This window comes from Streptomyces sp. NPDC020490 (assembly GCF_044335305.1).
In the GTDB taxonomy this organism is placed as follows: Bacteria; Actinomycetota; Actinomycetes; order Streptomycetales; family Streptomycetaceae; genus Streptomyces.
Map to the genome: position 1 here is coordinate 52,435 of NZ_JBIRUY010000031.1, position 22,648 is coordinate 75,082.

Consider the following 22,648-nt stretch of genomic DNA (forward strand, 5'->3'; position numbering starts at 1 on the left):
TCGGGTTAAACGCGTTTAATCCCCGGTTTAACCTAGGGGCGGGTGAGGGGCAACGGCAAGAGCCGTAGGGGGAGTTGGCGATGCAGGAGCGGGACGATCCGGAGACCGTCGGGCGTCGGGTGCAGCGGTTGCGGGCGGAGCGCGGGATGACGCAGAAGCAGCTCGCCGAGCCCGTCTACACGCCCGCCTACATCTCCACCCTGGAGGCCGGGCGGGTGCGGGCCTCCGAGGCGGCGCTGCGGCACATCGCCGAGCGGCTCGGGGTGGCGTACCAGGAACTGGTCACCGGGCGTCCGGCCCGCCTCGCCACCGACCTGCGCCTCCGGCTCACCGAGGCGCAGCGCGCGCTCGCCACCGGGGAGGCCGCGCGGGCGGCCGAGCAGTACACCGTGCTGCTCGCCGAGGCCGAGGAGCACGACCTCGTCGACGCGCAGGCCGCCGCCCTGCTCGGACTCGGCGAGTGCGCCCTGGACACCGGCGAACTGGCCGCCGCCCGCCACCACTTCGAGCGCTGCGAGCACGTGCTCGCCGACGCGCCGCTGCCCGCCCGGGTGCCCGCGCTGCGCGGACGCGCCGTCTCCCACTACCTCGCCGGAGAACTCCGTTACGCCGTCTACCTCCTCGAGTCCACCCTCGACGAGCTGAACCGGGGCGGACTGCACGACCCCGACGCGCTGTTGCTGCTGTACGCCGGCATCATCGGTCCGTACATGGACATGGGCGCGCACGTCCGGGCCGCCAAGGCCGCCGAGTTCGCGCTCGCGCTCGCCCCGCAGGCCGGCGACCCCGCGCTCGTCGCCCGCATGCACCGGTCGGTCGCCCGCACCCTGCTCGCCGAGGGCCGTGTCGCCGAGGCCGACGCCTCCCTCGCCAAGGCCGCCGAGCTGTACCGGACGCTGCACCTGCGGACCGAACTCGCCAACTGCCACTGGATGCGCGGCTACGTGTACGCGCAGAACGGCGAACTCGAGCGCGCCGAGGAGGAGTTGCGGCAGGCCCTGGCCATGTTCGCGGCCGGGCGCGCCGCCCTCTACGGCAGCCAGGCCGCCGTCGAGCTCGCCGACGTGCTGCACCGGCGCGGGAAGTCCGAGGAGGCGGCCGAACTGCTGCACCACGTCCTCAGCGACCTGAGTCCCGACCGCGGCGCCCTGCACTCCGCCGCCGCCCACCGCCTGCTCGGCATCATCGCCGAGGACGCCCGGGACACGGAGGCCGCCGAGGAGCACTACGTGCGCGCCCTGAGCCTGCTGGAGCGGGCGGGCGCCGCCGGCGACCTGGCCGACCTGTGCCGGCTGCTAGGCGACCTGCTGCGCCGCACCGGCCGGGTGGAGGCGGCGCTGGACGCGTACCGGACGGGGCTCGGACACCGTAGGGCGCCCGGCACCACCACCCTCGGGCCCGCCCCGGCACAGCCTCCTGTGTGACCCGCGGCGCATCCCGTATCCCATCGGCATCGCATCCGTATCGCATCCGTACGAGATGCGGGGGCCGGCGCGGTCGGAACAGGCGTTTCGGGCCTGGGGCCACGGGTAGTCGGGCGGCGTCCGGGCCACGGGCGGCAGCGCCCCGTACCGGAACTCCCGGACGACGAAGGCCCTCCTGCGAGTGAAGGAGGCGGTGGCAGTGGGGCCCAGGTCCGAGCCTCCAGACAGCCCCGGTGACGCCGGACGGGACAGGGCACCCGGCGTCGAGGCGATCGCCGAGTGGCTGCGCGACACCGGCCCCGGGGAGATCCCGGCCCGCCTGTGCAACGTCGCGGTCAGCCTGCTGCCGGTGACGGGCGCCGGCGTGACGCTGCACACCGACGGCCTGCCGGTGCGGCTGGGCGCCAGCGACGCACAGGCCGCCTACCTGGAGGACGTCGAGGCCACGCTGGGCGAGGGGCCGGGTCACGCCGCCCTGGAGGCCGGCGAGGCCGTGCTCGCCTGTGACCTGGCGACCGGCGCGGACGCCCGGCGCTGGCCGGTCTTCGCCCAGAAGGCCACGGCCGCCGGGATCCGGGCGATGTACTCGATGCCGCTGGGCAACGAGACGGTGTGCGTGGGCACGCTCGACCTCTACCGCGACACCCCCGGCCGGCTCAGCGACCGCGACCTGCACACCGCGCGGCTCATGGCCAGGGTCGTGACGGTGGCCCTGCTGATCATGCCGTGGGGGGACGACGACGGCCGGGACGAGGTGCGCTGGCCGGCCGGCCTGGCCCGTGAGCAGGACGAGATCTACCAGGCCACCGGCATGGTCATGGCGCAGCTCGGCGTCTCCGCGGAGGAGGCCCTGGCCCGGCTGCGCGGCCATGCCTTCGCCCGCGACCGCACCGTCGTCGACGTGGCCCGCGACGTGGTGGAACACCACCTGCGCTTCGACCACGAGTGAGGCGGGAACGCGGGCGCCCGCCAGACCGGTCCGGCGCGGGCGTCGCCCGCTCGCCCCGTCCGGGGCCGCCCACGGCCCGGCCCCGGCCTAGATCTCCGCCCGGCCCTGCTTGCGTACGTCCGTCAGACGCCGCACCGCCGTCTCGACGGCCGTGCGGGTCGTGTCGGGGGAGACGGCGCCCAAGCCGCCGTCGGTGAGGACGACGGTGTCCGCGCCGGTCCGGACGACGGCGACGTCCAGCGTGAGCACGCTCCGCTCGCCGTAGTCGGTCTGGCCGCTCAGTGTGACCCGCAGGCCCTGGCGGGCGTCCCCGGCCTCCGGCAGGACGGCCTCGACGACCTTGACGTCCTGCATGTAGCCCTGGGCGGTGGCCGCCGTGAACCCGGCGCACTCGCGCGGCAGCGTCCGCAGCCAGGCCAGCTTCCGGTCGACGGCCGAGGGCGCGAGGGCGCGGACCTGCTGGCGCAGCTGGGATCCGTCCACGGCGTCGTCGAGACCGGTCTCGGCGACGACGCGCGCACCGGCGCCGAACAGGTCGTCGGTGTACAGGGCGTCGAGGAGCCGCCGGCAGTCCGGCGCCTTGGCGGTGGCCTTCAGCAGGCCGTCCCGCCAGGTCGCGGCTCCCTGGGTGGGGGTCCAGGACGGGCCGAGGTCGGCCGGGGTGAGCAGGGCGGCCTGCGCCTGGTCCCGGGTGAGGGGGCGCGAGGAGAGGGCGTCGGCCGGGGAGGACGTGGCGGCGCGGGAGGCGGCGGGCGTGTGCTGCCGCGACGCCGCCGGGCCGGCCGTGCAGGCCGCCGCAGCCGGCAGGACGCCCGCGCAGAGCGCGGAGACGACGAGGACGCGGGCCGGGGTGCGGGTCATCGGGGCCTCCTGAGCCGGGCAGCTTCCAAGATCGGTACGTCTCCCACGGGACCACCGCCTCCCGCCCCCCACCAGTGCGCCGGGCCGTCCGGGTTACGGCACCGCCCCACCCGGCGGCGGCCGAGCCCCCACCGCGCGCCGCGGGTTGGCCGTCGCGGGTTGGCTGTGGCCGGTTGGCCGTGACCGGTCGCCGGTCGCCCGTCGTCGGTCGTCGGTCGTCGGTCGCCGGTCGCCGGTCGCCCGTCGTCGGTCGTCGGTCGCCGGTCGTCGGTTGGCCGCCGTCTGTCGGCCGCCGCCGAGAATTCGCCGCGCGTCGTGGGTTGGCCGTCGCCAGTCGCCAGTCGCCAGTCGCCAGTGGCCCGGTGCCCGGCGACCAGCCCGCGGCGACCAGCCCGCGGCGACCAGCCCGCGGCGGCTGCGTAAGGTGCACTGTCCGAGGAGAGAGGAGCCTGCCGTGACCGGTCAGCCCATCCCGGTGATCATCGACTGCGACACCGGTGTCGACGACGCCCTGGCCCTGCTGTTCGCCGTCCGCCATCCCGGGCTCGACCTGCGGGCGGTCACCTGCGTCGCCGGGAACACGGACGTGGACGGCGTCGTCCGCAACACGCTGACCGTGCTGGAGCAGGCGGGCGCCCCCGACATCCCCGTCGGCCGGGGCGCCGAACGCCCGCTGATCGAGCCCGTCCGGTCGGCGCGGCACGTGCACGGCGACGACGGCATGGGCGACCTCGGCCTGCCCACGCCCGCCCGCACCCCGTCCGGCCTGGACGCGGTGACCCTGCTGCGCCGGGAGATCCTCGGCTCGCCGCGCCCGGTGACCCTGATCCCCACCGCGCCCCTGACCAACATCGCCCTGCTGCTGCGCACCCACCCCGAGGTGACCCGCAACATCGAGCGGATCGTCTTCATGGGCGGCGCGGTGGCGGCCGGCAACGCCACGCCGGTCGCCGAGTTCAACGTCTGGCACGACCCGGAGGCGGCCGCGATCCTGCTCACCGCGGGCGTGCCGATCACCATGTACGGCCTCGACGTGTTCCAGCGGGTCGTCGTGCCGGCCGCAGAGGTACGGCGCCTGCGGGCGAGCACGGAACCGGGCGCCCGCCTGGCCGGCGAACTGCTCGCCCACCGCCCCTCCGCGCCCGACCCCGACGGCGACGATCCGGCCGGCGGCCTCGGCGACGCGGGCGCCGTCTGCTCGGTCGCCGACCCGGCCGGCATCACCACCGCGCTCCTGCCCGTCGAGGTCTCCCTCGCCCCCGGGCCGACCCGCGGCCAGACCGTCGTCGACCGGCGCGCCCGCCCCGGCGAGTCCGAGATCCACGAGGGCGGCCGCGGCCGGCCGCTGGTGGACGTGGCCCTGGACGTCGATGTCCCCCGTTTCGTCCGCCTGTACCTGTCGACGGTGGAACGGGGGACCAGCCGCTCCTGACCCGCCCTTCCGGCCGCGCTCAGTCCGCCTTCGCCGGCCGGGCCGCCCAGCGTTGCTCCACCTTGGCCAGGCGCCAGTACGTCACGGCCACCGCCCAGACGACCACGAACAGGCCGACGATGACGTAGCCGATGTCGCCGACGTCGAGACCGGCCAGCTGCATCGTGCCGATGACGAAGGCGACGGCGATGGACAGGCCGGTGATGGTGACGTTGTAGTAGACCTTGCGCACGGGGTTGGAGAAGGCCCACTGGTAGGCGAAGTTCATGAACGTGCCGTCGAGCGTGTCGAACAGGCACATCCCCGCGGTGAACAGCAGCGGCAGGCACAGCACCGCGTACCACGGCAGGCCGGCCGCCGCGCCCGAACCGGCCATCGCCAGCAGCACCACCTCGGTGGCCGTCTCGAAGCCGAGCCCGAACAGGAAGCCGACCGCGTACATCTGGCCGGGGCGGGAGACCGACCGGGTGAGGCGGCCGAGGAAGCGGTTCACGAACCCCCGTGACTCCAGGTGCCGTTCGAGCTCCCGCTCGTCGTACGTGCCCGCCCGCATCGCCCGGAAGACCCTCAGGATGCCCACCAGGGCCACCAGGTTGAGCGCGGCGATGAGATACAGGAACGTGCCGGCGACCGTCGTCCCCATGAAGCCGAGGACCTGGTGGACGGACGAGTCGCTGTTGGTCACCCGGTCGGCGAGCTGCGTGCCGCCCGCGGTCATCGCCGCCAGCACGATCACCACGCTGGAGTGTCCGAGCGCGAACCAGAACCCCACCGACACCGGCCGCTTGCCGTCGGCCATCAGTTTGCGGGTGGTGTTGTCGATCGCCGCGATGTGGTCGGCGTCGAAGGCGTGCCGCGCCCCGAGGGTGTAGGCGGTGATGCCGAGCCCGATGCCGAAGGCCCGGGAGCCGACCTCGTAGTGGCCGGGGACGACGAACAGGAACAGGATGCCGAACGCGACGACGTGCAGGGCGGCGATGACGGCCAGCAGGCCGGCCGTCTTCACCGTGTCCTCGCGCCGCCAGCGGAAGGAGGCAGAGTTGTGGGCAGGGTCGGTCATACGGTCACGCTCCAGCACCTCGTGGATCACTTCGTGAGCTGCCGTGGCCGGTCTCCTGGCTTTCAGGTCGTGCGTTCCCGGCCCGCCTTCCCGGCCGCCTCGCGGCGGCCAGTGGCTGTCCCGTGAAGGACGTGGACCGGCAACTCCCTGATCACAGTGGCGAGGGCCGCTCCGGCATCGCACCGGCTTCCCGAACACCACGGCCCGCCCACCGTAGGGGCCGGGCCCCTCCCCTGCATAGCTGCACACATGCGCAGGTATCGAAGATCACAGAGGGACGCCTGCGAGGATGGTTCCATGCATCTCGTCCCGGCCGACCGCGCGGACCGCCGCGCCATCGACGGCCACCGGGTGTGCGACGCGATCGCCGCCATCGGCGACGCGGGCCGCGTCCGCGCCTGGGCCGACCGCTTCTCCCTGCTCGCGGACCCGAAACGGCTCGCGCTGCTCCTCGCCCTGCACCGCACCGGCCCCCTCGCCGTGTCCGACCTGGCGATCGCGACCGGCATGAACGACCCCGCCGTGTCCCAGGCGCTGCGGCTGCTGCGGGCCGCCGGCGTGGTGGCCGGCGAGAAGGAGGGCCGCGTCGTGCGCTACCGGGTCGTCGACACGGACGTACAGGCACTGCTCGCCCACTGCGGGGCGGACGGCGGCTGGGACGGCGGCTTGAACGGCGGCTGAACGGCGGCTGACCGGCGGCTTGGACGGCGGCCGACCGGACGCGCGCGGGGCGCACGGCCGCACCCCGAGACGCGGACGCGCGCGGCGTACGACGGGGCTTGCGCGCGGGGCGGAAGCGCGGCGCGCAACGGGCCGGACGCGCGGTGGACGCGCCGCGCACGACGCGGCGGACGAGGGGCCGGACGAGCCGACGAACCCCCGGAGCCGGAGGTTACCGGGGCGTTCCGGGTTCACCAGGCGGGCTGCCCGGACAGAGTTGTGTCTGTCGTCTTTTCTCCGGCCCGTCCGAAGGGGAGCACGTGAACCACCCCGCGCCCGACCTCTCGTCCAAGGACCCCGACTGGTGGCGGCAGGCCGTCGTCTACCAGGTCTACCCCCGCAGCTTCGCCGACGCCGACGGCGACGGGCTCGGTGACCTCGACGGGATCACCCAGCGCCTGGCCCACCTCGCCGCCCTCGGCGTCGACGCCCTGTGGCTCAGCCCCTTCTACCCCTCCGAACTCGCCGACGGCGGCTACGACGTCGTCGACCACCGGGACGTCGACCCGCGCCTCGGCACGCTGGACGACTTCGGCGCCATGGTCGCCGAGGCCCACCGGCTCGGCCTGAAGGTGCTCGTCGACCTGGTCCCCAACCACACCTCCCACCGGCACCGCTGGTTCCAGGAGGCCCTCGCCGCCGGCCCCGGCTCGCCCGCCCGGGACCGCTACGTCTTCCGCGACGGCCGCGGCGCGCACGGCGAACTCCCGCCCTCCGACTGGCAGTCCGTCTTCGGCGGCAGCGCGTGGCAGCGGGTGCCGGACGGGCAGTGGTACCTGCACCTGTTCGCGCCCGAGCAGCCGGACCTGAACTGGTCCCACGAGGAGGTGCGCGAGGACTTCCGCACCACCCTGCGCTTCTGGTCCGACCGCGGCGTCGACGGCTTCCGCGTCGACGTGGCGCACGCCCTGGCCAAGGACCTGAGCGAACCGCTGCGCGACCTCGGCGACCTGCCCCGGGTCGCGGAGGAGGCCCTGCTGCGCACGGCGCCGGGCAGTCACCCCTACTGGGACCGCGACGAGGTGCACGAGATCTACCGCGACTGGCGCACGGTCCTGGACGCCTACCGCCCGCCCCGCGCCGCCGTCGCCGAGGCCTGGGTGCCGGACGCCCGGCGCGCGCTGTACGCCCGCCCCGACGAACTGGGCCAGGCGTTCAACTTCGAGTATCTGCAGACCCATTGGGACGCCGAGGAGCTGCGCCGGGTGATCGCCTCCTCGCTGCGGACGGCCGGCACGGTGGGCGCCTCCGCGACCTGGGTGCTGTCCAACCACGACGTCGTACGCCACGCCTCACGGCTGATGCTGCCGCCGGGCACGGACGAGAACGCCTGGCTGCTGTCCGGCGGGCACGCCCCCGCGGTGGACGGGGCGGCCGGGCTGCGCCGGGCCCGGGCGGCGACCCTGCTGATGCTGGCGCTGCCCGGATCGGCGTACCTCTACCAGGGGGAGGAGCTCGGCCTGCCCGAGGTCGCCGACCTGCCCGCCGAGGTGCTCCAGGACCCGATCTGGGAGCAGACGGGCCACGTCCGCAAGGGCCGCGACGGCTGCCGGGTGCCCTTGCCGTGGACGACGACGGGGCCGTCGTACGGCTTCGGGCCGGGCCCGGCCTGGCTGCCGCAGCCGCCGGGATTCGCGGCGTACTCCGTCGAGGCGCAGGACGGAGCCGAGGGCTCCACCCTGGAGCTGTACCGCAGGGCGCTGCGGCTGCGCCGCAAGCTGATCGAGGGCGAGTCGCTGACCTGGGCGCAGGACGCCCCCGACGGAATCCTGCACTTCACCCGCTGCGACGGCTGGCGGTGCGTGACCAACCTCTCCGCGACCGCCGTCCGGCTGCCGCCCGGGGAGGTGCTGCTGAGCAGCGCGCCGGTCGAGGACGGCCGGCTGGACCCGGACACCACCGTCTGGCTCGCCTGACCGCACCGGGCGCGCGCGGTGCTCACGGCACCGGACGCCCGGTCGTCACGGCACCGGACGCGCGGTCGTCACGGCACCGGACGCGCCCGGTACTCACTCACCGGTACTCGCCGGCGCGCCCGGTCGTCACCGCACCGTCGGGCTCGGGGCGGTGGCCTGGCCCGACGACTCGCCGGGCAGGGCCGGCGGCTGGGTCGTGCTGTCCACCGGCGGGGTGAGGACCACCTCGGGCTGGCCCGCGGCCGGAGGCGGCGGGGTCAGGTCCGAGGAGGGCAGCTTCGGAGGGGTCGTCTGCTGGAAGAGGGCCTGGTCGAAGTCGACCAGACCGGTCTGCTCCATCACCGTGATGTGGTCCAGGACCGTGTCGTTGGCCTGGTCGGCGAGCGTGCGCACCAGGGTGTTCTTGGTCGTCGAGCGGATCTTCGCGATCGTGTTGAAGATCGAGCCGTGCGTGATGCGCAGGATGTTGGCGAAGTCCTTGTCGAACTGCGCGCCGCTGTCGGCGTTGAGGGTGTTGATGAACCCCTGCTGCTGCGGACTCGGCTGGTTGGGTATCGCGATGTTGAGCATCGGGCCGATCTTGCGGCAGCTGGCGTCCAGCGCCGCGTGGCCGTCGATCAGGTGCTTGCTGGCGGTGATGACCGCCTTGCTCTGCCCCTTCTTCAGGCCCATCTGGCCGACCGGGTACTCCCACAGCCCGGCCGCCCGCACCTTGACCACGAAGTCCCGGTCCCCTTCCGTCAGCGGCCCCCACTGGGTCTGCGCGATGACCCGGTCCGGCGAACTGCTCACCTTGCTGACCCCGAGCATCGACGGATAGGCGAGCGCGACGAGGGTGATGCTGAGCGCACCGCCCACGAAGAGGGTTCCCATCGCGTTCCGCGAAAAGCGCACCGTGCCTCCTGCCCGGTCGGGGGTCCCGCCAAGGGACGGCGGGGGTCGGACGCAGGGGAGTACGGACGGGATCAGCCGCAGAACCTTTTGATTTGGTAAAAAGTGCGGGGTGTGAGCCAGGTCTCGCCGCGTCGCCGGGGCCGCCGCGGCGGGTTGACGGGATGTTGACCGTCGTGCAGGAGAGTTGACCCGTTCGCGGGAGAGTCGAGACGCGCCCCGCGCCTACATTCGGCCGCATGTCCCCCCAGCCCCCCAGGATGCCCGCAGGCATGTCCCCCCAGCCCCCCAGGATGCCCGCAGGCATGTCCCCCCAGCCCCCCGCCAGGACGCCCGCAGGCATGTCCCCCCAGCCCCCCGCCAGGACGCCCGCGGCGCTGCCCGTGCTCCCGTACCGCAAGCCCACCAAGGGCCGCGACTACTGGGTGCTGGACGACGTCCTGCCCGACGCGGACGCCGTGCGGGAGCGCTGTCTCGCCAGGGACGACTGGGTCCAGGGGTATCCGTACACGGCGGAGACCTGGCCGGGCCTGCGCGCCATGCCGGGACTGGAACCCGGCGAACTGGCCCGCGTGGAGCGGCTGGTGAGGAAGGCGACCGGGGCGGACCGGCTGTGGGTGCAGCGGGCGCCCGGCGGCGGCACCCTCAACCACAACTGCGTCCAGGTCGTCGGCGCGGGCGAGAGCGAGCCGCGCCCGCACACCGACTCACGCGCGCTGTGCCGGTACGCGGCCGTGCTCTACCTCAATCCCGCGGTGCCCGCGGACTGCGGGACCAGCTTCTACCGCCAGTCCCTGCCGGGCGGCCGGCTCGGCGGCAACGTGGTGCAGGCGCCGCACAACAACCTCGTCGAGGCGCTCGGGACGCGGTTCGTCGCGCCGGACGCCTTCGAGGAGGACGTCCGCGTCCCGCACCGCGGCAACCGGCTGCTGCTCTACAACGCCAACCTGGTGCACAGCGCGACCGGTTACTGCGGCAGCACACCGGCTGACAAGAGGATGACGGCGGTCTTCTTCTGGATGGCCTGAGAGCCGGCCGCGCTCACACGTGGCCGATGCCGCCGCTGCCGAAGGACCCGCTGGAACCGGGCAGCCAGCGCCGGCGGTGCTGGTCCTTCCCCGTTCTGGTCGACGCGGCGTGCAGTTCGTAGGGCATGAGACGTTCGCCGTGCTTCCCGCGCGGGACCTCGTCCGGCTCCCGCACCTCGCGCGCCTCGCGGACCGCGCCGCCGGGCGGGAGATGGGGCTGGTCCTCCGGGCTGGGATGGGGCAGCTCGCGGTCCCGGACCCGCATGCCGAGCTGCACCGCCCAGATCAGCGCGCCGGCGACGACGATGCCGCCGAGGAAGGCGAGGATCAAGTTGACCACGTCGCCCGCCGAGGCCGCAGCCAGGACAAAGCTCACTGTGTTCATGAGCCAATTATCACCTGAATGACCGAAAAAGGCAGCTTGTAGAGCATATCGGATGAATAATCCGGGTCGGCGAGATGGATGGCGAACATGGGTTCGACGATGCCTGTGATGCCGGGCGGTCGCGGTCGTCCGCCTGCGGGTGATTCGCCCCGTTCGTTCCGATCCCGGCGAACGCGGGCGGATTCTCCGTCGGTTACGGATCGCTCAATCCCTGGTGGCCGCACGGTGATCGGCGCACCATGGGCTCATGACGCCGGTCCTCAGAGCCATGCAGCAGTTGGAGACATGGCCCGACCTCAGCCCGTGCCCGACCAGTTGCGGAACCGGCCGGGCGCTGCGCTCGGCCCGTGACGAGATCGTCCACTTCCACTCGGACCGCGACGTGGACCTCCACCTCACCGCACCGGCGATCCAGCGGCTCCACTACGACTTCGCCGGGTCCAGCGCGATCCACCTGGTGCCCGGCTCGCGCTGGGTCACCGTCCACCTCGACTGCGGCACCGATGTCGACCTGCTGCTCGGCCTGGTGAGCGTCGCCCTCAAGGCGCATCAGATCCGGCCCGTGCGCGGCGACGCGTCGGCGGCCTCGTGCAACTTCCACCGCGTGACGGTGCTTCCGCGCGACGCGGGCGGCTGACGCGGGCTGACGCGGGGGCCTGCGTGGCTGACGCGGGCTGACGCGGGGGCCTGCGTGGCTGACGCGGGCTGACGCGGGGGCCTGCGCGGGTGGCGCGAGTCGCGCGGGCGGTTGACGCGGGGACGGGGGGACGGCCTGCGCGGGTGGCCGGCCGCGGCCGGTGGACCTCCCCGAACCCCCGAACTGCCCGTACCGGAAACACCTTTCCCAAGTGTCACAGGCATGACATAGGCTGCCATTCGCAGCCGCGCCCCGCGCGTCACCGCCGTCGAGCGGTCATGTTCGGGTGCTGCGCGGCGCACTCATCTTCCCGGTCACGCGCCGGGTTTTCTCGTGGGGGTAACAGCACTGTGCGCACGCGCAGCATCTCGACCGCGACGGCGCTCGCGGTTCTCTTCAGCTCGGCGGCGCTGAGCGTCGCCGCGGCCGGCACCGCCTCGGCCGCCACCGCCAACGTCACCACGCCCGGTGGCATCGTCGCGGACGGCGCCCTGAAGCGGGTCTTCGTCGGCGACCGCTCCACCGGCACCGTCAAGGCCACCGACTACTCCGGCACCCTCGTGGACTCGGCCGACGGCATCAGCGGCGTGACCGACCTCGCGCTGTCCGACGACGGCGCCACCCTCTACGCGGCCGCCGAGGGCACCCACGAGATCGTGGCCCTCGACGCCGCCACCCTCGACGAGAAGGCCCGCTACCCGGTCGCCACGCTGAAGGGCCCGCGGTACGTCGCCTTCAGCGGCGGCAAGGTCTGGTTCACCTACGGCGACCAGTGGGACGGCGACCTCGGCTCGGTGGACCCGGCGGCGGCCCCGGGGTCCGACCCCGACCCGGTCACCCTCGGGCAGGCGCCGGACGGCGTGTCGATCTGGAACCCGGGCCTGCTCGACACCGACCCGTCCACGCCCGGCCTGCTCGCCGTCGGCGAGACCGGCGATTCCACCGGCTCGATGGCCATCCTGGACGTCTCCTCCGGCACCGCGCAGAAGGTCGCCTACTACAGCAGCGACTACACCCTCAACAGCGGCATCGGCGACATCGACATGGTGCCCGGCGCCCCCCAGGTGCTGGTCAACGGCACCTTGCGGGACGCCTACCAGGACGGCAAGTTCACCCAGGCCGGCGCCTACCCGGCCGGCCAGAGGGCCGACATCGCCCCCGACGGCACGGTCGCGCAGATCAACGGCACGCAGATCGCGACCTACAAGCCCAACGCCGCCAAGCCGATCCGCACCTACTCGGTCGGTTCGTACGGCACCGCCGACCTGGCCTGGGCCCCGGACGCCTCCCGCGTCTTCGCCCTGGTCGGCACCTCGGGCGGCGGCTACACCGTCAAGGCGCTCACCGACCCGACGAAGAACGTCCCCACCCTCACGGTCAACGCCCCGTCGACCGCCAAGCGCGCCACCAAGCTCACGGTGACCGGCAAGATCTCGGCGACGGTACCGCTGCCCAGCGGCGTGAAGCTCGAGGTGACCCGCACCGACCTGGAGTCCCCGAACGGCAAGGCGCTGCCCTCCGTCACGGTGAAGGCGGACGGCACCTACTCCTTCTCCGACACCCCGCCGGCCGGCGGCACGGTCACCTACAAGGTCAGGTACGCGGGCGACGCCCAGCACACCGCGGTCAGCGCCAGCGACAAGGTCTCCGTCTCCCGCAACGCGACCACGCTGACCCTGAACAACAACGGCAAGCTGTACTCGTACGGCACCGACGTCAAGTTCACCGCGCACCTCGGCACCACGTACAAGAACCGTACGGTCGAGATCTGGGCCGACCCCTTCGGCGGCGACAAGCCCAAGAAGCTGATCAAGTCCGGCACGGTCAACTCCAGCGGCAACATCACCGCGACCGTGGACATGACCCGCGACACGCTCGTCACCGCGGTCTTCAAGGGCGACGCCCGCTACGCGCCCAAGACGGTGAAGTCGACGGCGTACGCCAAGGTGAAGGTCTCCGTCGCCGTCTCCAAGCACTACAAGACGGCCAAGATCGGCACGCACACGTACTACTGGTTCCACAAGAGCACCGACCCGCTGCTCACCACGACCATGACGTACTACCCGGGCCGCCAGCAGCGCTTCGACCTGCAGGTCTACTACAACGGCACGTGGTACTCCGCCGACTCCGAGTACTTCCCGATCGGCAGCAACGGCAAGTCGGCCGTCTCCCTGGGCGCCCCCGGCGAGTCCGGCATCAAGGCGCGCATGCGCTCGGCCTACATCAACGGCTCCTCCGGCGACAGCGTCAACTCCACCACGTACAGCTCCTGGAAGTACCTGTACTTCTCCAACTAGCCGGTCCGGAAACCCTGTCGGGGCTCCCGCCCCGCACGGACACCGTGCGGGGCGGGAGCCCTTCCGCATGCCGGACGGGGCCGCCGTCACGGGCGTTTCCCGGCTGCCCGTCTTCCTGTCACACTGCAACCGCGGTGGCCGAAAACGTGTCTCTGCATGCGTGCCGCCGCGGGACAGGCGCGACGGCTTCGGGGGGTCGGAATGAGTACATGGGCGGTGCCCGGATACACCGAGTCGCTGGAACTCGGGGCGGGGGCGAGCGGGCGGGTCGTGCTGGCCGTGCACGAGGAGACCGGCATCCCGGTCGCGGTGAAGTACCTCAGTGACTCGCTGCGCACCCGGCCGGGCTTCGTGCACGACTTCCGGGCGGAGGCGCGGCTGCTCGCCGGGCTGGAGAGCCCGCACGTCACCGGCCTGTACGAGTACGTCGAGAGCCCGGACGGCGCGGCCATCGTGATGGAGCTGGTGGACGGCGTCTCGCTGCGCTCCCTGCTGAAGCGGAACGGCCCGCTCGAACCCGAGGCCGCGCTGCTGATCCTCAAGGGGTCGCTGCTCGGCCTGGCCGACGCGCACCGCCTCGGCGTCGTCCACCGCGACTACAAGCCCGATAACGTGCTGGTCGCGCCGGACGGCACCTCCAAGCTCGTCGACTTCGGGATCGCCGCGGACGCCGGCACCAGCGCCGGCGCGGCCGGCACCCCCTCCTACATGGCGCCGGAACAGTGGACCGGCGCGCCCGCCTCCCCGGCCGCCGACGTGTACGCGGCCACCGCCACGTTCTTCGAGTGCCTGACCGGCCGCAAGCCCTACAGCGCCGGCAACCTCGCCGAACTCGCGCTGCAGCACGTCGACGCGCCGGTCCCCGCCGACGAGGTCCCCGAGCCGGTACGGGACCTGGTGCGGCGCGGACTGGCCAAGGACCCGGAGGAACGGCCCACCCACGCCGAGCTGTTCGTCACGGAGCTGGAGTCGGCCGCCGGCGCCGCCTACGGGCCCGACTGGGAGGAGCGCGGCCGCGGCCGGCTCGCCGCGCTGGTGGCCCTGCTGCCGCTGCTGCTGCCGTCGGCCCGGGTCCGCCCGCACACCACCAAGGCCACCGCCCGCACGGTGCTCGGCGGTGAGACGGCCCGGGGCGGGGCACGGTCGTGGCTGCCCGGCCGGCCGGGGATGCTGGTGTCCGGCGCGGCCCTGGCGCTCGGCGCCGTGCTGGTCTACGGCCTCCAGCCGCAGCCGGGAGCGGCCCCGCAGCAGGCGGCGAAGGCCCTGGCCACCACCAGCGCGGGGCCCGGTGTGACGGCGACGGGATCCGCCACCGCGAGCGCGTCGGCCTCCGCGTCGGCGTCCCCGACGTCCAGCGAGTCGCCGGGACCGTCGCCCTCGGACACGGCGGCGACCGCGACCGCCACCGCCACCGCCACCGACGGGCCCACCGCGTCCGCGACCGCGGATCCGGGCGGGGGGACGACGGCGCCCGGCGGGACGACCGCCGGGGCCACGCCGACCACCGCGGCCCCCACCTCGGCCGGACCCGTCTCCCCCGCGGTCAAGGACATCGCGGTGTCGGGCTTCCGGCAGACCGGACCGGCCACCGCCACGGCGACCGTCGACGTCGCCACGGACGGCACGGGACCGGTCTCCATCACCGTCGTGTGGTTCGCGGGCAACGTCCCCGGATCGCTCGGCGCCCCCGACGGCGCGCCCCAGACGTTCAAGCGCAGCGGCGCCACGCACTACACGATCCCCGTCGACCACACCTTCCAGAACTCCGGCTGCTACTGGGCGGTGCAGGTCACCACCACGCCGTCCTCCGCCGACGGCGGCGCCTCCCAGCAGCTGCTGACCAGACAATGCGAGCTCCGATGACCGCCGCCGACAGCGACCGCGCTCCCACGCCCGCCGGGGACGGCGAGCCCACCCGGGCACTGGGCCCCGACGACCCCGAGTACAGCGCCACCGTGCTGTCCAGCCAGTGGATCCAGCGGCCCGAGCCGGACGACACCCTGCTCGCCCCCGAGCCGGACGACGTCACGCTCGTCGCGCCGCCTACGGATATGGACGCCACTGTTGTCGCGCCGCCCATGGACGTGGGCGTGACCGTTGTCGTGCCGCCCATGGACGTGGACGTGACCGTTGTGGCGCCGCCTACGGATGCGGACGCCACCGTCGTCGCGCCGCCTACGGATGCGGACGCCACCGTCGTCGCGCCGCCTACGGATGCGGACGCCACCGTCGTCGCGCCGCCCACGGATGCGGACGCCACCGTCGTCGCGCCGCCCATGGACGGCGCCGCGTCGACGGACGTACCGGACCGCACGGAGGGCACCGTGCTGCGCTTCGGTCCCGGGGTGACCGCGGCCGTCGCGCACCGCACCAGCGTGACGCTGGCCGCGGTGCCGCCGCCCCCCGCACCCCCGCGCCGCGGCCACCGTCTGCGCCGACACGCCCTGCCCGCGCTGGTGCTGCTGTGCGTCCTCGCCTTCCTCGCCTGGCAGCGGCTCGGCCCGTCCGTCGGGGTGCGCACGGTGGACGTCGCGTCCCGGCCGACGACGGTCGGGTGCGACGCCACCGCGGACGTCGTCGGCGTCGTCACCACGAACGGCCGTCCGGGCACCCTCTCCTACCGCTGGACCCGCAGCGACGGCACCGCCTCGGGCGTTCTGCAGGAGAAGGTCACCCGAGGGCAGCGGCAGGCCCGGCTGCACCTGCTGTGGAGCTTCCAGGGCAAGGGCCGCTACGCGGCACGGGCCGAACTGCACCTCCTGAGCCCGACCACGCGCACGGTCGCGACCAGCCTCACGTACGACTGCCGGTGAGGGCCTCCACCTCGGCTGCGTAGAGCCGCTCGGGGTCGAATCCCATGCCGGCGAAGTGGCCGGCGAGTTCGAGGGACAGCACGCCGTGCAGCCGGGTCCAGAAGGCCAGGGCCCGGTGCAGGGCCGCGGGCGGCGCGGAGTGGCCGCCCGCCCAGTCCCGGTGGCCGTCGAGATACGCCTCGAACGGCGTCACGGGCGCGGGCGACGGAGCGGGCTGCGCGGCGCAGGCGTCGAGCAGGACGTCCATGATCTCGGACGCGATCGCGGTGACGTCGGCGGGCGCGTGGTAGCCGGGGACCGGAGTGCCGTAGACGAGCAGATAGCGCTGGGGGTCCTCCAGCGCCCACGCCCGCATGGCGTGCGCGAGCGCGGTCAGCCCGGCCCCGGAGTCGGAGCCGGACCCGGCGGCCGCGCGGAAGGCGTCGGCGAGGCTGCGGTAGGCGTCCGTGACGAGTTCGGTGATCAGTTCGTCGCGCCCGGAACGCTTCGCTGTCGGCCGGGAGCGGCCGCACTCTACCGGAGCGGATTCTACGATCCAGTGGTTGTCGAACCAGAAGTCCGTGTCGACGGCCAGCATGCGTATCGCCTTCTCGACCAGCGGCAACGCGGCCCGCAGCCCTTGTTCCAGCCCGGCTGCTTCGGCAGACACGGGAACATCAGCCTCAGATTCTTATCCGCGTAGCGCAGCCACCCGGCCTCGGAGCTGAACCCCAGCATCGCCTGGCCCACCGCCAGGCAGACCAGCTCGGAATCCGTCAACCGTGGCGGTCTTCCCAGACACCGCCGGCCTTCCAGCTCGTCATCGATCTTCACGTACAGTGCGGTGAGGAGGGTGTCCAGGTCGGTCGTCACAACCTGATCTTGGATGCCCTCTCCTCGCGCTCAGCACCCATCCAGTAGGGCTGACTACCCTTGCTCGCATGTCCACGCTCTCCCTGTCTCCGCTCCGCTTCTCTGCGCAGGAGATCACCGCAGTCGTTGAGCTCTACGCGAGCAACCCGGAGTACTGCCGCGCCGCCGGCGAGTACGACCCGGAAGATGTCCGGCCTGATCAGGTTGAATTCGATTTGCGAGACGAGGTCGGCACCGATGGCTGCGAAGTATTGCTCGCGCGGGACGAGCAGAACACGGTAATCGGGCTGATTTCCTTGCTGGATCAGCACCCCAAGGACGGTCACCCGTGGATTGGGATGCTGATCGTGCACGGAGCGGTGCAGAGACGCGGACTGGGCCGTGAGCTGGCTACCGCAATCGAGGACCGCTTCCGCGCAGCAGGTCAGGAAGACCTACGACTGTGTGTCTTCGAAAGCATGCCGTCTTCTCTTGCGTTCTGGACGGCTCTGGGATGGCAAGAAATCCGTCGAGGCGCAACCAACGAACATGGCAAGCCCGTCATTGTCCTGCAGAAAACGTTGCCCTGAACTTCGGAATCACTCGTCTGGCTGTATTGACCCGCGGACGTGGCACAAGAGCGGGACGGCGCCGCCGCGCCGCTGTCCGGGCAGGTGGGCCGGTGTCCGCGCCGGTGTGGCGCAGGTCACGGGAAGTCGGTCGAGGGGGTCGGACAGCTCATTGAGGTGAGCACTCATCTGCGTACCCGGGTCCGGGCCGGGGAATCGAGCGCGTTCGCCGAGCTGTTCGACAGCTACGCCCGCGCGGTCTACAACCATGCCTTCCGGCTGACCGCCGACTGGTCGGCGGCCGAGGACGTGATGGCCACGACCTTCATGGAAGCGTGGCGGCTGCGCGAGCGGGTCGATGCCGAGGGCGGCTCCCTGCGGCCCTGGCTGCTGGGCATCGCCACCAACACGGCGCGCAACCAGTACCGCAGCAACCGCCGTTACCGGGCCGCGGCCCACGCCGCCGCGGCGGCCGAACTGTCGGTGCCCGACCACGCCGACGAGGTGGCGGGCCGGGTCGATGACCGGCGCCGGCTCGCGACGGCCCTCACCGCGCTGGCCGCGCTGCGCCGGCCGGAACGCGAGGTCATCGCGCTCTGCCTGGGCGAGGGCCTGGACTACGAGGCCGCCGCGACAGCGCTCGGCATCCCGGTCGGCACGGTCGCCTCCCGGCTCTCCCGGGCCCGCAGGAAGCTGCGCGCGCTCGCGGAGAGCCCCCCGTCCCACGAGAAATCTCCCACGAGACGGGAAGCCGGCCACGCCGGCAGACAGACAAGAGGCGATCACCCACACACCAGGCGGCCCGCGCAGGAAGGAAACCGATGAACGCGAACACGTCCCGGCACGAACCGGCCGAGGAGGACAAGGAAGCACAGCTCCTGTCCTGGACGGCGCGTGATCTGCCGACGGGCCGTCACCAGTTCCACAAGGAGCGTCTGATGGCCCAGATCCACGACATGCGGCAGCAGGAGCAGCGGGAGCAGCAGGAGCGCCGTACGGCACCGGCGGCGCCCGGGAAGCGACGCCGGCTCCGGCTGCCGCGCCCGGCGATCGCCCTGCCCGCCCTCGCGGCGGCCCTGGCGGGCACGGTCGTCGCCGGGATCGTCATGCAGGGCGGCGGGGGAACCCGCGACGGCGGCGTGGCCACCGGCCCGGCCCTGACCACCCGGGTCGGCGCGGCCGCCGCGGGCGCGCCCCAGCTGCTCGACCAGATCTCCCTCGCGGCGGCCGACGCCTACGCCTCCCACCCGAAGGTCGGCCCCGGCCAGTACGTCTACATCGAGTCCCGTACGGCCGACACGTTCCTCAAGACCGTCAACGACAAGACCAGCCTGGCCAGCCACGCCCTGCACCGCCGCCAGGTGTGGATGTCGCCGGACGGCACCAAGGGCTGGCTGATCGACCCCGCGGTCAACGACAGCCCCGAGGGCGAGACGCTGAGCCTGCCCGACGAGCAGGGCAACACCCCGAAGGCCGACCTGAACAGCCCGTCGTACGACTACCTCGCCAAGCTCCCCGCCGACCCCGCCAAGCTGCTGGCGAAGATCTACAAGGAGACCGAGGGCCAGGGCAACTCCCCCGACCAGGAGGCGTTCACCACCATCGGCGACCTCCTCGGCGAGAGCTACCCCCCGGCGGACCTCTACCCCGCCCTCTTCAAGGCGGCCGCCAAGATCCCCGGCGTCGTCGTCGTACGGGACGCGGTCGACGCGGCGGGCCGGCACGGTGTGGCGGTGGCCCGCCTCGACGAGACCAGCGGCCAGCGCGAGGAATGGATCTTCGACCCGAAGACCCACGTGTTCCTCGGCGAACGCACGGTCCAGGTCCGCCAGGGCACCGGCGCGGACGCCCTGATCAAGCCGGGCACGGTCATGTTCACCAGCGCCATCATCACCAGGTCCGTCGTCGACGACATCAAGCAGACCCCGGCGACCGACGGCTGACCCCCTCCGGACCGGCCGGTCGCCCGTCCGGCCTCCCCGGCGGCCCCGGACCCGGGGCCGGTCCGCCGCTACTTGCCGGGTCCGGGCCAGCCCCTGCAACTCGGCGGTGGCGGCCACCACCAGGTCGACGGCCCCGGCACTGCGGTGCTGTCCGCGCTGGGTGAGTATTTCCTGAACCCGCCAGGCACGATCGTAGGCGCGGTCGTCGACCGGTACCCAGCCGAAAAGCATGCGCAGATCCTCGGCGCCTTGCGCACGGTCCGCGGCGGAACGTGAACCGTGGAAGAACTCCAGCCCGGTGATGGGGCACGTGCCTATGAGCCCGGCTGCCGCCGCCTGATCCCATCCGAACCGCTCGGCATCGCCCCGCAGAAGCCGGGCCAGCGCGCTGGTGTCGATCAGGAACTGTGCGGCGTTCACTTTGTGACGTGCGGCCACTTCCCGTGTCGGGGCCCCCGGAGGGAACCGCCGGGGGCCCGGGCAGACTCTGCATGTTGGTAGACGTCTGAAAGGGATGGCCGAAACATGATTACGCTCACCAAGGAAGACGGCCCGGCGGACCTGGATGGAGTGACCCATCTGTCCATCGGCGTGTCCTGGGACCCCACGGCCGGCACCAGCGGCGGCGTGCTGGGCAAGCTGCGCCGCAAGCAGGGCACCGACCTGGACCTGATCGCCATCGCCATGCAGGGCACGGACCCGGTACGCCTCGCGGGCCTGGACTCGCTGAACCCGATGGGCAACGGTTCGCTGGTCCACAGCGGCGACGACCAGACGGGGCACGGGGACGGGGACGACGAGACGGTGACCGTCGAGTTCGCCAACATACCGCCGCAGATCACGTCGATCGTGTTCGTCGCCGCCGCGTTCAAGCGGGGCAGTTCCTTCCAGAAGGCGCGCAACATCAGTTTCAAGGTCTACGACGCCACGGGGGGAAGCTCGCAGCAGGTCGCCGACATCTGGCCCAGCCTGCTCACGCAGGACAACGGCTGTGCCGTGGCCAAGGCCGTGCGGCAGGGCGCCGGCTGGAAACTCGAAGTCATCAACGTGACCGGGAAGATCAAGCAGGGCGACGAACACGCCCTGATGCGCTTCGCCGTCAGCAAGTAGCCCGCGAACGGGGGCCGGAGTGAGCGATTCCCTGTATGCCGAGCGCTCGTGGAACCCGCTCTGGCGGCCCGTGGAGCTGACCGAGGACGGGCTGCGCAGGGGCGGCAGCGTCACGCCGTTGGCCGAGCTGAACCTCGGTGCCATGGCCGAGGCGTTCCAGCGCGGGCACTGGCTCGGCGGCGGCGGCGCGGAACGCCCGCTGGAGCGGTTGCCCGAGGGGACCGGGTTCGTCCCGGTGACCCGGGTGACCGGCACGGCCACGCCGGTGAGTGTCCGGCAGGCCGCCCGGTTCGCCCGCGCGCTGGGCGAGTTGGCGGTACGGCGGTGCGGTGGGCCGGAACAGGTGGCCGCGCTGGCCGACCGGGCGCGGGCCGAGGGTGTACCGCTGTGGATGGCGAGGCGGTCCGCGCCGGGGCCCGCCGGACCGGTCACGGTCGTCGTGGACCGGCGTCTGGTGCGGGTCGACGTGTGGGGGCCCGGCGCACCCGTCGTACGGATCCGGGCGCCGCACGGGTTCCACCGCGACTCCGCCCAGCCGGCCAAGGGCCTGCGGATGACCGTCGGCGAGGTGACCGCGCAACTCAGCCTCAACAAGAAGCTGCGCAAGTCCAAGAGCTCGGTGGAGGTACGACTGCCCGAACAACCGGGACGGCCCGGACGGCCAGGACAGCCCGGCGGACGCTGGACACTGCGCCGGGAGAACGCGGTGAGCTCATGGCTGTCGCGCGACGACCGGAGAGTCGCCTTGCTGACCTGCCCACCGCGCCGACCCGCACATCGGCCGGGTGAGCTACTGCGGCCGCTGGCTCCCGTCCGCTACGAGAGCGCCGACCCGCTGGACGCCGTGATGGCGCAGGTCTTCTCCGTGGCCTTCGGAGTCGGCGACGCGACGGGCCTGGCCCGGTTCAGCTCCGAGCAGCGGGACGGCGGCGACGAGGGCTGGGACCTCCCCTGGTTCAGCAACCTCGGCAACGGCAGCGACGACAACGAATCCGGAGCCGCCGACGGCTGGGGCTCGGACGGCGACGGCGGCGACGGCGGCAGTGACGGTGGCGGCGGCGACGGTGGCGGCGACTAGGTGAAGTGATCCAGACCCGTCTCTCGGCCGTCGTCGGCGGCCTGGCGGCCTCATTCCCTCCCGGATCCCCTTCGGGGCGTAACGCGACAGCACCCTCACCGCGTGTAAGAGGTGACGTCCGCCCACGAAAGGACAACACGGTGAGGCAAGCACCCGCGGACTTCCTGGAGTTCGCAGCCGCCCGCAGCGGGCCGCTGTTCCGGACGGCCTGCCTGCTCACGGGCGACTGGCACCTCGCCGAGGACCTGGTCCAGGAGACGCTCGCCAAGATGTACCGCTCCTGGCGGCGGATCAGCCGTGCGGACTCCCCGGTGGCCTACGCCGACACCGTGCTGGTGCGCACCTACATCTCCCAGCGCAGACGCCGCAGTTCCACCGAGCGTCCCAGCGACCGGCTGCCCGAGGCGGCAGGACCGGCCCCGGACGCGGAACTGCGGATGGCCCTGCTCGACGGCCTGGCCCAGTTGACCGCCAAGGACCGCGCGGTGCTGGTGCTCCGCTACTGGGAGGACCGCTCGGTCGAGGAGACCTCCCAGGTCCTCAGACTGTCGCCGGGAGCCGTCCGCACCCGCAGCATGCGCGCCCTGCAACGGCTACGCGCCCTGCTCGGGACCGAGTTGGCCGACCTGGCCGCATGACGAGCACCAGCCGACGACGCTCATGCCGCGACGGCCTCCCGGACCTCCCGGACCTCCCGGACCTAC

The 22,648-nt window shown here is 72.9% G+C and carries 21 protein-coding genes, 1 pseudogene and 1 riboswitch; of the genes and pseudogenes, 16 read left to right on the forward strand and 6 right to left on the reverse strand.

What is annotated here, in order from left to right; all coding sequences use genetic code 11:
* Window positions 1-80 precede the first annotated feature (80 nt).
* Window positions 81-1,424 (forward strand): tetratricopeptide repeat protein, encoded by a 1,344-nt coding sequence (locus ACH4ZX_RS28470; protein WP_398278613.1) that lies wholly within the window; start codon window positions 81-83, stop codon window positions 1,422-1,424.
* A 199-nt stretch (window positions 1,425-1,623) separates the two neighbouring features.
* Window positions 1,624-2,373, forward strand: a complete 750-nt coding sequence (locus tag ACH4ZX_RS28475) for a GAF and ANTAR domain-containing protein (RefSeq protein ID WP_398278616.1) — start codon at window positions 1,624-1,626, stop codon at window positions 2,371-2,373.
* Window positions 2,374-2,460: 87 nt separating this feature from the next.
* Here the strand turns inward: ACH4ZX_RS28475 and ACH4ZX_RS28480 are convergent, their stop codons facing one another.
* A complete protein-coding gene (locus ACH4ZX_RS28480; protein ID WP_398278619.1) occupies window positions 2,461-3,234 on the reverse strand; it encodes a hypothetical protein in 774 nt (257 codons plus the stop codon).
* A gap of 454 nt (window positions 3,235-3,688) precedes the next feature.
* Between ACH4ZX_RS28480 and ACH4ZX_RS28485 the strand changes: the two genes are divergently transcribed.
* Entirely contained in the window at window positions 3,689-4,666 is a 978-nt protein-coding gene (locus ACH4ZX_RS28485) for a nucleoside hydrolase (RefSeq protein WP_398278622.1), read from the forward strand.
* A 19-nt stretch (window positions 4,667-4,685) separates the two neighbouring features.
* On the opposite strand, the gene ACH4ZX_RS28490 is transcribed toward ACH4ZX_RS28485, so the two are convergent.
* Window positions 4,686-5,726, reverse strand: coding sequence for a HoxN/HupN/NixA family nickel/cobalt transporter (locus tag ACH4ZX_RS28490; protein ID WP_398278625.1), 1,041 nt, complete (start codon window positions 5,724-5,726; stop codon window positions 4,686-4,688).
* Between the two features lie 27 nt (window positions 5,727-5,753).
* A riboswitch (cobalamin riboswitch) is annotated at window positions 5,754-5,943 on the reverse strand.
* An 80-nt stretch (window positions 5,944-6,023) separates the two neighbouring features.
* On the opposite strand from ACH4ZX_RS28490, the gene ACH4ZX_RS28495 reads away from it, so the two are divergent.
* Both ACH4ZX_RS28495 and ACH4ZX_RS28500 read left to right on the forward strand, forming a co-directional pair.
* Window positions 6,024-6,407 (forward strand): ArsR/SmtB family transcription factor, encoded by a 384-nt coding sequence (locus ACH4ZX_RS28495; protein WP_398278628.1) that lies wholly within the window; start codon window positions 6,024-6,026, stop codon window positions 6,405-6,407.
* A 299-nt stretch (window positions 6,408-6,706) separates the two neighbouring features.
* Window positions 6,707-8,362, forward strand: coding sequence for a glycoside hydrolase family 13 protein (locus ACH4ZX_RS28500; protein WP_398278631.1), 1,656 nt, complete (start codon window positions 6,707-6,709; stop codon window positions 8,360-8,362).
* Between the two features lie 126 nt (window positions 8,363-8,488).
* Here the strand turns inward: ACH4ZX_RS28500 and ACH4ZX_RS28505 are convergent, their stop codons facing one another.
* Window positions 8,489-9,220 carry a DUF4142 domain-containing protein gene (locus ACH4ZX_RS28505; RefSeq protein ID WP_398278777.1) on the reverse strand — a complete coding sequence of 244 codons (732 nt, stop codon included), beginning with the start codon at window positions 9,218-9,220 and terminating at the stop codon, window positions 8,489-8,491.
* 374 nt (window positions 9,221-9,594) lie between these two features.
* On the opposite strand from ACH4ZX_RS28505, the gene ACH4ZX_RS28510 reads away from it, so the two are divergent.
* Entirely contained in the window at window positions 9,595-10,281 is a 687-nt protein-coding gene (locus ACH4ZX_RS28510) for a DUF6445 family protein (protein WP_398278633.1), read from the forward strand.
* A 13-nt stretch (window positions 10,282-10,294) separates the two neighbouring features.
* Here the strand turns inward: ACH4ZX_RS28510 and ACH4ZX_RS28515 are convergent, their stop codons facing one another.
* A complete protein-coding gene (locus ACH4ZX_RS28515; RefSeq protein WP_398278636.1) occupies window positions 10,295-10,666 on the reverse strand; it encodes a DUF6479 family protein in 372 nt (123 codons plus the stop codon).
* Window positions 10,667-10,913: 247 nt separating this feature from the next.
* On the opposite strand from ACH4ZX_RS28515, the gene ACH4ZX_RS28520 reads away from it, so the two are divergent.
* The 4 genes from ACH4ZX_RS28520 (at window position 10,914) to ACH4ZX_RS28535 (ending at window position 16,413) form a co-directional block, all read left to right on the forward strand.
* Window positions 10,914-11,303: a luciferase family protein gene (locus ACH4ZX_RS28520; RefSeq protein WP_398278639.1), complete on the forward strand. Its 390-nt coding sequence runs from the start codon at window positions 10,914-10,916 to the stop codon at window positions 11,301-11,303.
* A 350-nt stretch (window positions 11,304-11,653) separates the two neighbouring features.
* On the forward strand, window positions 11,654-13,600 hold the full coding sequence (locus tag ACH4ZX_RS28525; protein WP_398278642.1) for a YncE family protein: 1,947 nt from the start codon (window positions 11,654-11,656) through the stop codon (window positions 13,598-13,600).
* A gap of 201 nt (window positions 13,601-13,801) precedes the next feature.
* On the forward strand, window positions 13,802-15,463 hold the full coding sequence (locus ACH4ZX_RS28530) for a serine/threonine-protein kinase (protein ID WP_398278645.1): 1,662 nt from the start codon (window positions 13,802-13,804) through the stop codon (window positions 15,461-15,463).
* Entirely contained in the window at window positions 15,460-16,413 is a 954-nt protein-coding gene (locus ACH4ZX_RS28535; RefSeq protein ID WP_398278648.1) for a hypothetical protein, read from the forward strand. The genes ACH4ZX_RS28530 and ACH4ZX_RS28535 overlap by 4 nt, the downstream gene beginning before the upstream one ends.
* Here the strand turns inward: ACH4ZX_RS28535 and ACH4ZX_RS28540 are convergent.
* Window positions 16,394-17,062: a TetR-like C-terminal domain-containing protein gene (locus tag ACH4ZX_RS28540; RefSeq protein ID WP_398278651.1), complete on the reverse strand. Its 669-nt coding sequence runs from the start codon at window positions 17,060-17,062 to the stop codon at window positions 16,394-16,396. The two genes, ACH4ZX_RS28535 and ACH4ZX_RS28540, sit on opposite strands and share 20 nt — an antisense overlap.
* 271 nt (window positions 17,063-17,333) lie before the next feature.
* Between ACH4ZX_RS28540 and ACH4ZX_RS28545 the strand changes: the two genes are divergently transcribed.
* From ACH4ZX_RS28545 to ACH4ZX_RS28555, 3 genes are all read left to right on the forward strand, one after another.
* Window positions 17,334-17,834: a GNAT family N-acetyltransferase gene (locus ACH4ZX_RS28545; RefSeq protein ID WP_398278654.1), complete on the forward strand. Its 501-nt coding sequence runs from the start codon at window positions 17,334-17,336 to the stop codon at window positions 17,832-17,834.
* A 156-nt stretch (window positions 17,835-17,990) separates the two neighbouring features.
* A complete protein-coding gene (locus tag ACH4ZX_RS28550; protein WP_398278657.1) occupies window positions 17,991-18,638 on the forward strand; it encodes an RNA polymerase sigma factor in 648 nt (215 codons plus the stop codon).
* Window positions 18,635-19,756: a CU044_5270 family protein gene (locus ACH4ZX_RS28555; RefSeq protein ID WP_398278660.1), complete on the forward strand. Its 1,122-nt coding sequence runs from the start codon at window positions 18,635-18,637 to the stop codon at window positions 19,754-19,756. Before ACH4ZX_RS28550 ends, ACH4ZX_RS28555 begins: the two co-directional genes overlap by 4 nt.
* Before the next feature lie 87 nt (window positions 19,757-19,843).
* Here the strand turns inward: ACH4ZX_RS28555 and ACH4ZX_RS28560 are convergent.
* Window positions 19,844-20,176: pseudogene (locus ACH4ZX_RS28560) on the reverse strand (PIN domain-containing protein); the annotation flags it as partial.
* A gap of 105 nt (window positions 20,177-20,281) precedes the next feature.
* On the opposite strand from ACH4ZX_RS28560, the gene ACH4ZX_RS28565 reads away from it, so the two are divergent.
* The 3 genes from ACH4ZX_RS28565 (at window position 20,282) to ACH4ZX_RS28575 (ending at window position 22,582) form a co-directional block, all read left to right on the forward strand.
* Window positions 20,282-20,866 (forward strand): TerD family protein, encoded by a 585-nt coding sequence (locus ACH4ZX_RS28565; protein WP_398278663.1) that lies wholly within the window; start codon window positions 20,282-20,284, stop codon window positions 20,864-20,866.
* 19 nt (window positions 20,867-20,885) lie between these two features.
* Entirely contained in the window at window positions 20,886-21,944 is a 1,059-nt protein-coding gene (locus ACH4ZX_RS28570) for a hypothetical protein (RefSeq protein WP_398278666.1), read from the forward strand.
* Between the two features lie 140 nt (window positions 21,945-22,084).
* Window positions 22,085-22,582, forward strand: a complete 498-nt coding sequence (locus ACH4ZX_RS28575) for a SigE family RNA polymerase sigma factor (RefSeq protein ID WP_398278669.1) — start codon at window positions 22,085-22,087, stop codon at window positions 22,580-22,582.
* Window positions 22,583-22,648 lie beyond the last annotated feature (66 nt).

Excerpts from the sequence above, each read along its gene's own strand:
- ACH4ZX_RS28470 (WP_398278613.1), top strand. The coding sequence starts at position 81 with ATGCAGGAGCGGGACGATCCGGAGACCGTCGGGCGTCGGGTGCAGCGG.
- ACH4ZX_RS28480 (WP_398278619.1), bottom strand. The coding sequence starts at position 3,234 with ATGACCCGCACCCCGGCCCGCGTCCTCGTCGTCTCCGCGCTCTGCGCG.
- ACH4ZX_RS28490 (WP_398278625.1), bottom strand. The coding sequence starts at position 5,726 with ATGACCGACCCTGCCCACAACTCTGCCTCCTTCCGCTGGCGGCGCGAG.
- ACH4ZX_RS28495 (WP_398278628.1), top strand. The coding sequence starts at position 6,024 with ATGCATCTCGTCCCGGCCGACCGCGCGGACCGCCGCGCCATCGACGGC.
- ACH4ZX_RS28510 (WP_398278633.1), top strand. The coding sequence starts at position 9,595 with ATGTCCCCCCAGCCCCCCGCCAGGACGCCCGCGGCGCTGCCCGTGCTC.
- ACH4ZX_RS28515 (WP_398278636.1), bottom strand. The coding sequence starts at position 10,666 with ATGAACACAGTGAGCTTTGTCCTGGCTGCGGCCTCGGCGGGCGACGTG.
- ACH4ZX_RS28520 (WP_398278639.1), top strand. The coding sequence starts at position 10,914 with ATGACGCCGGTCCTCAGAGCCATGCAGCAGTTGGAGACATGGCCCGAC.
- ACH4ZX_RS28530 (WP_398278645.1), top strand. The coding sequence starts at position 13,802 with ATGAGTACATGGGCGGTGCCCGGATACACCGAGTCGCTGGAACTCGGG.
- ACH4ZX_RS28535 (WP_398278648.1), top strand. The coding sequence starts at position 15,460 with ATGACCGCCGCCGACAGCGACCGCGCTCCCACGCCCGCCGGGGACGGC.
- ACH4ZX_RS28545 (WP_398278654.1), top strand. The coding sequence starts at position 17,334 with ATGTCCACGCTCTCCCTGTCTCCGCTCCGCTTCTCTGCGCAGGAGATC.
- ACH4ZX_RS28555 (WP_398278660.1), top strand. The coding sequence starts at position 18,635 with ATGAACGCGAACACGTCCCGGCACGAACCGGCCGAGGAGGACAAGGAA.
- ACH4ZX_RS28565 (WP_398278663.1), top strand. The coding sequence starts at position 20,282 with ATGATTACGCTCACCAAGGAAGACGGCCCGGCGGACCTGGATGGAGTG.